This is a genomic window from Gilliamella sp. W8145, from assembly GCF_016101145.1.
GTDB classification, from domain to species: Bacteria; Pseudomonadota; Gammaproteobacteria; order Enterobacterales; family Orbaceae; genus Gilliamella; species Gilliamella apis_A.
On sequence record NZ_JACFRC010000005.1, the window covers coordinates 1 to 13,452 of the forward strand.

Annotated in this window: 12 protein-coding genes; 4 read left to right on the forward strand and 8 right to left on the reverse strand. The window is 35.3% G+C overall.

The features are described from left to right. Positions 1-136 precede the first annotated feature (136 nt). Positions 137-964, reverse strand: coding sequence for a glutamate racemase (murI, locus tag H3T80_RS11015; RefSeq protein ID WP_198201720.1), 828 nt, complete (start codon positions 962-964; stop codon positions 137-139). 210 nt (positions 965-1,174) lie between these two features. On the opposite strand from murI, the gene metK reads away from it, so the two are divergent. The 4 genes from metK (at position 1,175) to H3T80_RS11035 (ending at position 4,281) form a co-directional block, all read left to right on the forward strand. Beyond that, on the forward strand, positions 1,175-2,326 hold the full coding sequence (gene metK / locus H3T80_RS11020; protein ID WP_198201722.1) for a methionine adenosyltransferase: 1,152 nt from the start codon (positions 1,175-1,177) through the stop codon (positions 2,324-2,326). Next, a complete protein-coding gene (locus tag H3T80_RS11025; protein WP_198201725.1) occupies positions 2,310-2,813 on the forward strand; it encodes a SprT family zinc-dependent metalloprotease in 504 nt (167 codons plus the stop codon). The genes metK and H3T80_RS11025 overlap by 17 nt, the downstream gene beginning before the upstream one ends. A gap of 257 nt (positions 2,814-3,070) precedes the next feature. Beyond that, positions 3,071-3,445 (forward strand): hypothetical protein, encoded by a 375-nt coding sequence (locus H3T80_RS11030; RefSeq protein WP_110448542.1) that lies wholly within the window; start codon positions 3,071-3,073, stop codon positions 3,443-3,445. Continuing rightward, positions 3,439-4,281, forward strand: a complete 843-nt coding sequence (locus H3T80_RS11035) for a 23S rRNA (adenine(2030)-N(6))-methyltransferase RlmJ (protein WP_110448543.1) — start codon at positions 3,439-3,441, stop codon at positions 4,279-4,281. Before H3T80_RS11030 ends, H3T80_RS11035 begins: the two co-directional genes overlap by 7 nt. An 83-nt stretch (positions 4,282-4,364) precedes the next feature. Here the strand turns inward: H3T80_RS11035 and H3T80_RS11040 are convergent, their stop codons facing one another. The 7 genes from H3T80_RS11040 to fabG all read right to left on the reverse strand — a co-directional run bounded on the left by H3T80_RS11040 (position 4,365) and on the right by fabG (position 13,452). Next, complete coding sequence (locus tag H3T80_RS11040; RefSeq protein WP_144190411.1) at positions 4,365-4,733, reverse strand: diacylglycerol kinase; 369 nt, start codon at positions 4,731-4,733, stop codon at positions 4,365-4,367. 20 nt (positions 4,734-4,753) lie between these two features. After that, positions 4,754-5,713 (reverse strand): acetyl-CoA carboxylase carboxyl transferase subunit alpha, encoded by a 960-nt coding sequence (accA, locus tag H3T80_RS11045; RefSeq protein WP_086362808.1) that lies wholly within the window; start codon positions 5,711-5,713, stop codon positions 4,754-4,756. A 240-nt stretch (positions 5,714-5,953) separates the two neighbouring features. Next, positions 5,954-9,433 (reverse strand): DNA polymerase III subunit alpha, encoded by a 3,480-nt coding sequence (dnaE, locus tag H3T80_RS11050; RefSeq protein ID WP_198201727.1) that lies wholly within the window; start codon positions 9,431-9,433, stop codon positions 5,954-5,956. Between the two features lie 167 nt (positions 9,434-9,600). Continuing rightward, on the reverse strand, positions 9,601-10,692 hold the full coding sequence (locus H3T80_RS11055) for a glycerol dehydrogenase (RefSeq protein ID WP_198201729.1): 1,092 nt from the start codon (positions 10,690-10,692) through the stop codon (positions 9,601-9,603). Positions 10,693-10,930: 238 nt separating this feature from the next. Continuing rightward, entirely contained in the window at positions 10,931-12,175 is a 1,245-nt protein-coding gene (gene fabF, locus H3T80_RS11060; protein ID WP_065614599.1) for a beta-ketoacyl-ACP synthase II, read from the reverse strand. A 158-nt stretch (positions 12,176-12,333) separates the two neighbouring features. Further along, complete coding sequence (gene acpP, locus H3T80_RS11065) at positions 12,334-12,567, reverse strand: acyl carrier protein (protein ID WP_025316503.1); 234 nt, start codon at positions 12,565-12,567, stop codon at positions 12,334-12,336. Positions 12,568-12,717: 150 nt separating this feature from the next. Beyond that, positions 12,718-13,452, reverse strand: a complete 735-nt coding sequence (fabG, locus tag H3T80_RS11070; protein WP_198201730.1) for a 3-oxoacyl-ACP reductase FabG — start codon at positions 13,450-13,452, stop codon at positions 12,718-12,720.

The following is a 13,452-nucleotide window of genomic DNA, read 5'->3' on the forward strand; positions in this document are numbered from 1 at the left end:
TAAAATTTTTGACCTTGCTCACTAACACTGGTTTTGTCTGCTTGTCGCTGACGCCGTGTCAGTGGATGCGCATTATAGGCACTTCTTTTTTTTTGGCAAGTGAAAAATTGCAATTATTTATTTGTTCGAATAAGCTTTAATCAGCATGAACGCTAATGCAATGATATTTATTAAGATTATATTCAGTGAATTTTTTAGTTAATTTTTCAACCTGCTGATTATGTAATGTACTTATTACAATATTATCTAGAGTGGATAGTTCACTTAAACTATTTAGATCATACTGATCATTAAGCAATGTATTGACTCTTGAAGCAATTGCATATCCTGAATCGATGAAAGTTGTATTAGGAAAAAGTATTTTTAACTCATCTTTAATAAATGGATAATGAGTGCAGCCGAGCACAATAGTATCGGGGATAGTAGATAAATTAAGCCATGGCTGCAATAATGTTTCAAGTTGCTGCATATCAACAGCAATCCCTTGTAGCTTATTTTCAGCGATATGAGCTAATTCTGATAAACCAAGTAACTTTACACTACAATCTGGCGCAAATTCTTGGATCAAATTATTTGTATATGCCCGTTGTATTGTTGCCTTTGTTGCCAATAAACCTATGCATTTATTTTTAGTAACTTTGCTGGCAGGCTTAATTGCAGGTACAACACCAACAATTGGAAAGGTAAAGTTTGTTCGTAAACTGGGTAAACAAATAGTGCTAGCGGTATTACATGCAATGACTGTTAAATCAATAGAGTATGATTGTAAAATGGTAGCAATGATACGATTCACTCTAGTGATTAAATATTCAGATGATTTATCACCATAGGGAAAACCTTCATTATCAAAAGCATAAATATAATGTAGATTCGGTATTTTATTATAGATTTCATTATAAATAGATAATCCACCGATACCCGAATCAAAAACTAATACTGTGGGAGATTGTTTTACAATATTCATATATAGTTAATGAAGGTTAAAAAAATAAACGAGCCATATCCTAAATTGATTAAAATTTTATGCAAGTAATTTTGTTTGCGGTAGTGCTGGCTTTTTTTAAAATAAATCATTAAAATGGACGTCTAGATGGTAAAACTGCTAAACACAAGCATCTTTCATCGTTATTTTATATTTAGAGAATTGCACTAAATAAGTTAAAGAAGGTAAAACATGTCAGAATTTCTATTTACTTCAGAATCTGTATCAGAAGGTCATCCAGATAAAATAGCCGATCAAATATCTGATGCAGTATTAGATGCTATTTTAGAACAAGATCCTAAAGCACGAGTTGCTTGCGAAACTTACGTAAAAACAGGTATGGCATTAGTCGGTGGAGAAATTACAACTTCGGCTTGGGTTGATATTGAAGAATTAACCAGAAAAACCATTAATGATATTGGTTATACTAGTTCAGAAATGGGTTTTGATGCCAATTCTTGTGCAGTTCTCAATGCAATTGGTAAGCAATCGCCGGATATTAACCAAGGTGTTGATCGTCAAAATCCACTGGAACAAGGTGCTGGTGACCAAGGTATTATGTTTGGCTATGCTACCAATGAAATGCCTAACTTAATGCCAGCAGCAATTAGTTATGCTCATGATCTTATGCGTCGTCAAGCTGAAGTAAGAAAAAATGGTAGTCTCCCATGGTTAAGACCTGATGCCAAAAGCCAAGTCACATTAATTTACCAAGATGGAAAAATTCAAGGCGTTGATACTATAGTTTTATCGACCCAACATTCAGAAGACATTGAACAAAAAGCATTACATGAAGCGGTAATGGAAGAGATCATTAAACCAACCCTACCAAGCGAGTGGTTAACTTCAAGAACAAAATATTTTATCAATCCTACTGGACGTTTTGTTATTGGTGGTCCTATGGGAGATTGTGGTTTAACTGGTCGAAAAATTATTGTTGATACTTATGGTGGTGCCGCACGACATGGTGGTGGAGCATTTTCAGGGAAAGATCCTTCAAAAGTGGATCGTTCAGCAGCTTACGCTGCAAGATATGTTGCCAAAAATATTGTAGCCGCAGGACTTGCTGATAAATGTGAATTACAAATTTCTTACGCTATCGGTGTTGCTCACCCAACTTCTATTTATGTTAATACTTTTGGCACTGAAAAAATTGCTCAAGATAAAATTATATCATTAATAAAAGAATTTTTTGATTTACGTCCTTATGGATTAATTCAAATGCTTGATCTTATCCAGCCAATTTATCAAAAAACAGCAAGCTATGGCCATTTTGGTCGAGATATCTTCCCATGGGAAAAAACCGATAAGGCAGCTATTCTTCGCGATGCAGCAGGATTATAAACGCGTACCAATTTATCTCCAAAATCAAGTATTGGCTTGTTTAAGAACACACTTAATTCAAGCCAATCAAATATTAACAACCAATTATAAAGAGCCTAAAATCAGTTACAAACCAAAAGGTACTATTGCTGGATGCGCATTATTAACCCGTTGGGAAATACAACTTAATAGCACAATGCTCTATGAGAATAGGGAAGATTTTATTAATGAAGTTGTGCCTCATGAATTAGCTCATCTCATTACTTTTCAATACTTTGGTAAAGTAAAACCACATGGCAAAGAATGGCAATATGTCATGTCTGAAATAATGAAAAAAGAACCAAAAGTGACCCATAATTTCAAGATTAAACGCAACGAATATATATATTTTTGTGACTGCCAAGAGCATTATTTATCACCAATACGACATAACAAAATTATAAATAATAAAACTAGTTATCAATGTCGTAAATGCGGTACTATACTAAAACTTAAAAACTTTAGTTAATTTTAAAATAAATTATGCCTAATTTTGATACCCACTTTTACAAAAGTTCTATATTTATTGTACTCTTAAGCTTTTTCTTATATATCGTAGGTAACTTTTGTCTGCCATTATATGGCAAACTAACCGTAAGTTTAGTCGAACATCTCCAGTCATTATTTTTATTATTTATGTGCGGTTATAGCTATTTTTATGCGAAAAGTGTTAAAAATCATTCAAACCTGTATAAATTTTGGATTTGGACAATATTTTGGTGGTTTATGCTGTTTGGTAGAGGTATCAGCTGGGGACGAGATTTTTTCCCAGATGTTCCTCGTTTTTATTATAAAATTATTGCTGGTATTATCATGGCAATTCCATTACTAACTACATTTTTGCCAACTATTCGCCAAGAAATAATTCGTCGATATAAATATGAAACAATTCCGGTCTGGCATCTATTTTTCGCCTTTTTATTCTTAGGTATCGCCGATACTGCTGAACACCGTCGTTTAGGTTACCAATTTTTGGTGTTAGATCCACAGCGCAAAGATTTAATTGAGGAGTTAATGGAAATACCCTGCCTGTTAAGTCTAGCTTTAACTACTTTTTATATGCAAAAAAATGAAAAAAAGAGGTTAAATAAGTCATGTTAAGCTATCGTCATAGCTATCACGCAGGCAATCATGCCGATGTATTAAAACATATTGTATTAACATTATGTATTAACTCATTAAAAGAAAAAGAAAAACCATTTTTATACTTAGATACTCATTCTGGAGCTGGTCGTTATTTACTACAAAGTGAACATTCTGAAAAAACAGGAGAATATTTATCTGGTATCAATTTAATTTGGCAACAATCCGAAACACCTGAATTACTTAATACTTATTTATCGGTTTTAAAACGTTATAACCCTTTCGATAACTTGAAATATTATTTAGGCTCACCTTTAATTGCTAAACAATTACTAAGAGAACAAGACAAAATCAATCTTACAGAACTTCATCCTACAGATTATCCATTATTGCGACAAGAATTCAGTAAAGATAAACGGGCCCGAGTTTTAAGAGAAGATGGATTTTCACAATTAAAATCAAAACTACCTCCCGAATCTCGTCGAGGCATCGTTTTGATTGATCCTTCATATGAAATAAAAGATGATTATCAAAAAATCCCTAAAGCATTATTAGAAGCATATAAACGTTTCGCAACTGGCATTTATTTAATTTGGTATCCGGTTGTTTCTCGAACTCAAACGCAAAAGATGATAGATGAAATTGTCAACTTAGGCATTAAGAAAATTTCTCAATTTGAATTTGCAATCAAACCAGATAATAACCAGAAAGGTATGACGGCTTCAGGTATGATCGTTATTAATCCGCCATGGAAATTACAGCAACAAATGCAAACCATTATGCCGTGGTTGAAAAACACCCTTGATACAGAAAAAACAGGGAATTATCTTATCAAGGAATTAGTTCCAGAATGATTTCTAATGGTTATAGATCAAAAATGCGAGAATCTCTCGCATTTTTAATAAATAATATTTAAACAACAGCTAAATATTTAAAATTAAGGAAAGAAATGACAAGCAAACAGATAAATCCATAAAATTATAGTTAGTAACAGGGAAAGGAAAACCGCTGCAGAACCATAATCTTTTGCCCGTCCAGACAATTCATGCCTTTCACTACCAATACGATCAACCACGCATTCAATGGCACTATTGAGTAATTCAACAATCATCACAACGCCAATTGATCCCAATAATAAAATGCGTTCATAAATTGAAAAATCGATTAACATTACTGTTATATAAGCAAGAATTAATACAATTAATTCTTGACGAAATGCGACTTCATATTTAATTGCAGACTTAAATCCCTTCAAAGAATATTTTGTCGCATTAATAATGCGTTGCAATCCGGTCGGTTTATTCATATTTACCTTCGATCCCTAAATTATCGCACATAACCGTAGTTCATAAGGCGTTGGAATCTTCTTTCAAGCAGTTCAGGTAATGCTAAACCTTCTAATTCATCCAGATCAGCTAATAATTGTGCTTTAAGTGAAGTAGCAACAGCAGTATAGTCACGATGAGCACCACCAAGAGGTTCAGGTACGACAGAATCGATCAGATTCAATTTTATCAATTTGTCAGCTGTCATATTCATTGCTTCTGCTGCTACTGGTGCTTTATCAGCACTTTTCCATAAAATCGATGCACATCCTTCCGGAGAAATAACGGAGTAAGTACTATACTGTAGCATATTGACTTTATCTGCGACACCAATTGCAAGTGCTCCGCCCGAGCCACCTTCACCAATGACAGTACAAATTGTTGGTACATTTAATCGTGACATCTCACGCAGGTTACGCGCAATTGCTTCTGCTTGTCCTCTTTCTTCTGCACCAATTCCAGGATATGCACCTGGCGTATCAATAAATGTAATAATTGGTAACTTAAATCGCTCAGCCAGTTGCATTAATCTCAATGCTTTACGGTAACCTTCTGGAGCTGGCATACCAAAGTTACGATAGATTTTCTGTTTAGTTTCACGACCTTTTTGATGGCCAATCACCATAACAGGGCGATCATCTATACGCGCTATACCGCCAACAATTGCCTTATCATCAGCATAAGCTCTATCTCCAGCTAACTCATCAAAATCAGTAAAAATTTCATTAATATAGTCTAATGTGTAAGGACGATTAGGGTGCCTAGCTAACTGAGCCACATCCCAAGGCGATAGATTAGAAAATATTTTTTTAGTCAATTCACGACTTTTCTGATTTAATTGCTTAATTTCTTTATCTAAATTAATATCTAATTCAACTTGTTGCGAATCAATATTCTTTAAGGAATTAATTTTTGCTTCTAATTCCGCTATCGGCTTTTCAAATTCCAAAAAATTGTTCATAACGCTTGTGATTGCCTCTTGTATTATTTGTATTTTATAAAAAATACGTTACTAAATTTAGTATACAGACTATTTATTAAAAGAAAATTAAATCAATTTTACTATGTAATCGTCATTGAAGTCATCAATATTTATTATTAATACACTTAAACAGGTTAAATAGCACCTTTAATGTTTATTTAAATCTTTACATCTAAATAGCCCAGATTTTTTATTACTTATTCGATTAATATAACTTAATTAATCAAATTCAAAATTCACACGTTCATTACCTAGTAAGGTTTTTAGTTCTATTATTAATGCATCTTCAGGTACTATACGCCAAGTGGTACCAAATTGCAGGCGTACGATGGAGTCTTCTCTTTGATAATATAAATTAACAGGCACACTACCATGTCGATAAGGTTCTATAATTTGTTGAAGCCTTTGTAGGATTGTCCGATTAACCTCAATATCAGTTAATGTAACAGCTAACCCTTTAACATATTTAGCCCGAGCATCTTTTAAGTCAACAATGTCTCGCACAGATAATTTAAAGCCACCATTGAAATCATCATGACTTACTTGACCAGAGACAATTAAAATTTTATCTTTTACAAGTAAATGCCCAAATTTATCTAATGCTTCAGAAAAAAGCATTCCATCAATTCGTCCTGACCTATCATCTAAAGTGAATAATCCAATTTTATTACCTTTTTTGGTAATCCGAACTCTGGCATCAACAACTATACCGGCAAAAGTAGCCATTTTTCCCCATCCAGTAGGTGCTGCCTCGCTAATACGAACACCTCCGGAATATCGATTGAGTTCTTTTAAATATTGGGTAACCGGATGTCCGGTTAAATAAAGTCCTAATGCTTCACGTTCACCTTCAAGTAAAACTTGTGCTGGTAATTCAGGTACAGCAGCATATGCGTGCTCAACTTGTTCTGGCTCTTCAGCAAGTACGCCAAACATATCTTCTTGACCAATATTCTGCGCTTTAGCGTATTGATCTGCCGCTTGCATGGCATCATTGATACTATGTAAAATAGCCGCTCTATGTGGTCCTAATTTATCAAAGGCACCAGCCATAGTTAATTTTTCTAACACCCGACGATTAATTTTTTTCATATCAGTTCGAGCACAAAGCTCAAAGATATTTTTAAAATAACCACCACTATTACGAGCTTCAACAATAGCTTCTATTGGGCCTTCCCCTACTCCTTTTATAGCACCAATACCGTAAACAATTTCACCTTTATCATTGACATGGAAATGGTAAAGACCACTATTAATATCAGGAGGATTAACTTGCAACCCCATTCTTAGACATTCGTCAACTAAACCAACAATTTTATCAGTATTATCCATATCAGCAGTCATTACTGCAGCCATAAATTCAGCTGGATAATGTGTCTTTAACCATAAAGTCTGATAGGAAACAAGCGCATAAGCAGCAGAGTGAGATTTATTAAAGCCATAACCAGCAAATTTTTCAACCAGGTCAAAAATATGCATTGAAAGTTCACCATCAACGCCTTGCTTTTCCGCACCTTCTTTAAAAACAGAACGCTGCTTAGCCATCTCTTCTGGTTTTTTCTTACCCATCGCTCGTCGTAACAAGTCTGCGCCACCTAGCGTATAACCAGATAGTGTTTGGGCAATTTGCATAACTTGTTCTTGATATAAAATTATGCCATAGGTTGGCTCTAATATTGGTTTAAGAGATTCGTGTTGATGATTGATATCTGGATAAGATACTTCTTCTCGTCCATGCTTACGGTCAATAAAATTATCCACCATCCCTGACTGTAACGGCCCAGGTCGAAATAAAGCAACTAAAGCGATCATATCTTCAAAACAGTCGGGCTTTAACCGCCTGATTAAATCTTTCATACCACGCGATTCCAATTGGAAGACCGCTGTTGTTTCAGCCTTTAATAATAATTGGAAAGATTCTTCATCATCTAATGGAATACGCGTAATATCAACTATTGGCTTACCATCCCTTAACTGGCGCTCATTAATCATTTTAATCGCCCAGTCAATAATGGTTAAGGTGCGTAATCCTAAGAAGTCAAATTTAACCAGTCCTGCATATTCAACATCATTTTTATCAAATTGAGTTACAGGATGGAGCCCCTCGGGATCACAATAAATAGGAGAAAAATCAGTAATCTTAGTTGGTGATATTACGACACCTCCAGCATGTTTACCCGCATTTCGAGTAACACCTTCCAACTGTCTTGCGATATCAATAAGAGACTTAACTTCTTCATTATTATCATAAAGCTCTTGCAATTGTGGTTCAGCTTCAAATGCTTTAGCTAAGGTCATACCAGGATCAAGAGGAATTAATTTTGATATACGATCAACAAATCCATAAGGATGGCCAAGTACTCGCCCTACATCACGAATAACCGCTTTAGCAGCCATAGTACCAAAGGTAATAATTTGAGATACCGCATCTCGACCATACATATCAGCAACGTGATCAATAACCATATCACGCTTTTCCATACAAAAGTCGACATCAAAATCCGGCATGGAAACCCGTTCTGGATTCAAAAAACGTTCAAAAAGTAAATCAAATGCTAATGGATCTAAATCAGTTATTTTTAAAGCATACGCAACCAGTGATCCTGCCCCTGATCCACGCCCAGGGCCAACGGGAATATCGTTATCTTTTGACCATTGAATAAATTCCATCACGATCAAAAAGTAACCAGGAAAACCCATCTGATTTATTACGTTTAATTCTGTTTCTAATCGCTCATCATATTCTGGACGTTTTTGTTTTCGTTCTTCCGGATCAGGAAAAAGAAATTCTAATCTCTCCTCTAAACCTTCTCGAGATTTATGTACCAAAAAATCTTCCGTCGACATATCACCAGTAGGAAATTGCGGTAGGAAATATTCACCAAGCCTTATAGTCACATTGCATCGCTTAGCTATTTCTACGCTGTTTTCTAATGCCTCTGGAATATCTGAAAATAAATCGCACATCTCTTGTTCAGTACGCAAATACTGTTCAGCAGAATAATTTTTCGGTCTATTAGGATCTTCAAGTGTATTACCATCATGAATAGCAACTCGAATTTCATGAGCCTCAAAATCAGAAGGTTTCAAAAATCGCACATCATTAGTCGCCACAACAGGTAAGGAATATTGTTCAGCCAGCTTAATGGCGCTATGAATAAATAATTCTTCATTAAGGCGATTAGTACGAACTAATTCAAAATAAAAGTGTTGATTAAAATTTTCTCGATAAAAGTTAATTGCATCTTCAATAATTTCCTGATTATCGCGAATAATACCAATACCTATATCACTGTCACGACCAGCTAATATAATTAAACCATCGCGATGCGACCTTAACCATTCCTGATCAACAACCGGCATATCTCCAATATAGCCACGCTGGTAAGCTTTAGAGATTAATAATGTAAGATTTTGATAGCCTTCATTGTTTGCTGCTAACAATGTTAATCGATAAACATCATCACTTAATTGTGAATTTTTAACGGCTAAATCGGCACCAATAATCGGTTTGATGCCCTTACCCATTGCTGAACCATAAAACTTCACCAGTCCACACAGATTGGTAAAATCAGTAATGGCAAAAGCAGGCATTTGCAACTTGCTTACTTCATTAACTAAAGTACCTACTTTAGCTATGCCATCAATCATTGAAAAATCGCTATGTAAATGAAGATGAATAAACTTAGGTTCAGTCATATTTACCAAAAATAATTACCCAGAAAATTAGCCACAATTATAGCATAAACCATATGAATATTCTTATTGTCTTTATTTATCACTAAATATACCAACTATCCAATTACAAAAACGTCCGTTATATAACAACGGACGTTAATCGAATTAGTGTTGATAAATGCGAAACGTTATTTGCGTCGTAAACCTTCAGCATTTGCGGCTTTTATTGCTGCAAATACTGTGTCGGGAGTGATTTCAGCAGGAGAATTATAAATTGACTCACCTTGCGCACAAGCTAAAATTGCCACTTGCATTAAGTCATCATCGCTAACATTAGCTAAGCCAATTTCTGCTAATGTGATTGGCAACCCAACGGACTGACAGAAATCATAAACGGTTTCAATCATTTGTGGATCACTATCAATTAACATTAACATAGCAAGTGTACCAAACGCCACTTTTTCACCATGCCAGTAATCATGTGTCGCTTCTAATGCAGTAAATCCATTATGAATGGCATGTGCAGCTGAAAGGCCACCACTTTCAAATCCTAATCCAGATAGTAACGTATTAGCTTCAATAACGTGTTCCAGTGCTGAGGTTACTACTTTTTGTTCACAAGCATTTTTAGCTTGTACACCATATTTTAACAATATTTCAAAACAAAATTTTGCTAGCGCAAATGCGGTCATTGGGCCAGGTCGCCCACTCATATTCCCTGCTTTTGATTGCCTACAATCTTCGGCTTCAAACCAAGTTGCTAAAGCATCGCCCATACCTGCAACTAAAAATCTTGCAGGAGCATTAGCGATAACTTTTGAATCAACTAAAACAACATCAGGATTTCTTGGTAGCACAAAATAGCGTTTAAATTCACCTGTTGAAGTGTAAATTACTGATAAAGCACTGCAAGGTGCATCTGTTGAGGCCAGAGTTGGCACAACAACACAAGGATAATGAATAGTTGCGGCTACTGCTTTCGCTGTATCAATAACCTTCCCTCCACCTATACCAACAATCACATCAATGTTTTGAGTTTTGGCTAACTCAATTATTCTTGTAATTTCTTCATCACTACATTCTCGGTTAAAAATATCAACGACACTTTCAATCTTATCTGATAGTGATTTTTCGATAGTTTTAGATAAATTTTTGTGGGCAGATGGACTTTCAAGCAATAACGCTTTTTTTCCAAGTCTCGCTAATTCTTCGCCTAAACTATTTTCAATTGCATTAAAGCCTTGAATGTATCGATTGGGGAAAAGTGCAGTAGTAATCATAATAACAGCTCCTAAAAATTAAAAAATCCTGCATAGATAAATCTTATTACCATTATTCAGCAAAATATTTTTTATCCATGTATTAAGTTAAAACATACGCTTTTATTAATATTAAGCTACTAAATATTTTTAAAAATGAGGTATATGCCACATTTTTTAATCTGTGAAGTGTATTATCAAAAAAAAAGATAATAGAATAGGTGATTCCCATCACTTAATTGTGATGGGAAGAAAAAGATTAGATCTTCTTGAATAAAACTGAACCGTTAGTACCACCAAAACCAAATGAATTACAAAGCGCATATTCTAAGTTTTTCACTTGACGAGCTGTATGTGGAACATAATCCAGATCACAACCCTCATCAGGGTTATCAAGATTAATTGTTGGTGGAACAGCTTGATCACGTAATGCAAGCACTGTAAAGATAGATTCAACAGCACCAGCAGCACCTAATAAATGCCCAATCATCGATTTAGTTGAACTTACCATTACTTTATTAGCATTTTCTTGGAAAATACTTTTAACTGCTTGCGTTTCTGCTTTATCGCCAGCCGGAGTTGACGTACCATGCGCATTAATATATCCAACTTGTTCAGCCGTTATACCTGCATCACGAATAGCACATTTCATAGCTAATGCTGCGCCACTACCATTTTCTGGAGGTGAAGTCATATGATAAGCATCGCCACTCATACCAAAACCAACGATCTCAGCATAAATTTTAGCGCCACGTTTTTTAGCATGTTCATATTCTTCTAAGAACATGATACCTGCACCATCACCAAGCACAAAACCATCACGATCTTTATCCCATGGGCGACTAGCAGCTTTAGGATTATCATTGTTTGTTGATAATGCACGAGCAGCACCAAAACCACCGATACCCAATGGTGTACTAGCTTTTTCACCACCACCGGCTAACATTGCATCGGCATCACCATAAGCAATCATACGTGCAGCATGACCAATATTATGCACGCCCGATGAACAAGCGGTAGCAATAGTAATACTTGGCCCCTTTAATCCGTAGATAATTGATAAATGACCAGCAATCATATTGACTATTGTTGATGGCACAAAAAATGGGCTAATTTTACGAGGTCCACCATTGACTAATGCACTATGATTTTCTTCAATTAATCCTAGTCCACCAATACCTGAACCGATAGCACAACCGATGCGTTCTGCGTTTTCTTCAGTAACTTCAATGCCAGCATCTTGCATTGCTTGCATACCTGCAGCAATACCATATTGGATAAAATAATCCATTTTACGAGCATCTTTACGTGAAATATTATAATCTTCGCCATTAAAGTCTTTAACCATCGCTGCGAAGCGGGTTGCAAAAGGGGCTGTATCAAAGTGTTCTATAAGTTCTACGCCACTTTGACCTGCTAATAAAGCTTGCCAAGTAGACTCAACTGTATTACCTAATGGAGATATCATGCCCATTCCAGTAACAACAACTCTGCGTTTAGACACATTGTCCTCCAGAAAAGGATTGAAATGAAATTTGAATCATTGAAAATTTTATTATGAGTTTTCAGAATTAAATTATGTCAAATTCACTCTATAAAAATAGAGACATAAATAAAAACTAGGCGATCATTTGACCGCCTATTGTGAAAACTCTGCTAACCTTATTGATTTGCAGTAATATAATCAATTGCTGATTGTACAGTTGTAATTTTTTCAGCTTCTTCATCAGGAATTTCTGTATCAAATTCTTCTTCTAAAGCCATAACTAATTCAACTGTGTCAAGAGAGTCAGCGCCAAGATCTTCAACGAAAGAAGATTCATTCTTAACTTCGTCCTCTTTCACACCAAGTTGCTCAACAATAATTTTCTTAACTCGCTCTTCAATAGTGCTCATACTCTTTTTTTTCCTATAAATATCGCCGAAAGTGGCGGTGAATGTAAGTTTATAAAATGTTGAAAAAGATGCCAATCATTTTTCAACCCAATTGCTTATTTTTTGTTCAAAACTTCAAATTATTGGTTCATTTTACACTATTCTGATCAATTACACCATATACATGCCGCCATTGACATGTAAAGTTTCACCTGTAATGTAAGATGCTTCATCAGAAGCCAAAAATGCCACCGCATTAGCAATCTCAGCCGGTTCACCTAAACGTCCTGCTGGTACTTGCGCTAACGTTAAAGCTTTTTGCTCATCCGTTAGGGCTTCTGTCATATCAGTTGCAATAAATCCTGGTGCAACAACATTAACTGTAATTCCACGAGATGCAACTTCACGTGCTAAAGATTTACTAAATCCGATTAATCCGGCTTTTGCTGCAGCATAATTAGCCTGACCAGCGTTACCCATAGTGCCTACAACTGAGCCTATAGTAATAATTCGACCATAACGTTTTTTCATCATAGTACGCATTAATGCTTTTGATAAACGAAAAACTGATGTTAAGTTAGTATTTAAAATATCTTGCCATTCGTCTTCTTTCATTCGCATTAATAGATTATCACGGGTAATACCTGCGTTATTAACTAAAATATCAATATCGCCAAACTCCGTTTTAATTGCATTAATAACTGATTCAATAGATGCTTCGTCAGTTACATTTAGTGCCAAACCTTTTCCGTTAGAGCCTAAATATTCACTTATTGCCTGTGCGCCTTTTTCTGTCGTTGCAGTACCAATCACTGTTGCACCACATGCAACTAATTTTTCCGCAATGGCCTTTCCAATTCCACGGCTTGCACCAGTTACTAAAGCAATTTTTCCTGATAGGTTCAT

Coding starts and splice junctions, on each gene's coding strand:
- H3T80_RS11055 (WP_198201729.1), bottom strand. CDS start 10,692: ATGATTACTACTGCACTTTTCCCCAATCGATACATTCAAGGCTTTAAT.
- murI (WP_198201720.1), bottom strand. CDS start 964: ATGAATATTGTAAAACAATCTCCCACAGTATTAGTTTTTGATTCGGGT.
- acpP (WP_025316503.1), bottom strand. CDS start 12,567: ATGAGCACTATTGAAGAGCGAGTTAAGAAAATTATTGTTGAGCAACTT.
- fabG (WP_198201730.1), bottom strand. CDS start 13,452: ATGAACCTATCAGGAAAAATTGCTTTAGTAACTGGTGCAAGCCGTGGA.
- H3T80_RS11035 (WP_110448543.1), top strand. CDS start 3,439: ATGTTAAGCTATCGTCATAGCTATCACGCAGGCAATCATGCCGATGTA.
- accA (WP_086362808.1), bottom strand. CDS start 5,713: ATGAACAATTTTTTGGAATTTGAAAAGCCGATAGCGGAATTAGAAGCA.
- H3T80_RS11030 (WP_110448542.1), top strand. CDS start 3,071: ATGCTGTTTGGTAGAGGTATCAGCTGGGGACGAGATTTTTTCCCAGAT.
- dnaE (WP_198201727.1), bottom strand. CDS start 9,433: ATGACTGAACCTAAGTTTATTCATCTTCATTTACATAGCGATTTTTCA.
- metK (WP_198201722.1), top strand. CDS start 1,175: ATGTCAGAATTTCTATTTACTTCAGAATCTGTATCAGAAGGTCATCCA.
- H3T80_RS11025 (WP_198201725.1), top strand. CDS start 2,310: ATGCAGCAGGATTATAAACGCGTACCAATTTATCTCCAAAATCAAGTA.
- H3T80_RS11040 (WP_144190411.1), bottom strand. CDS start 4,733: ATGAATAAACCGACCGGATTGCAACGCATTATTAATGCGACAAAATAT.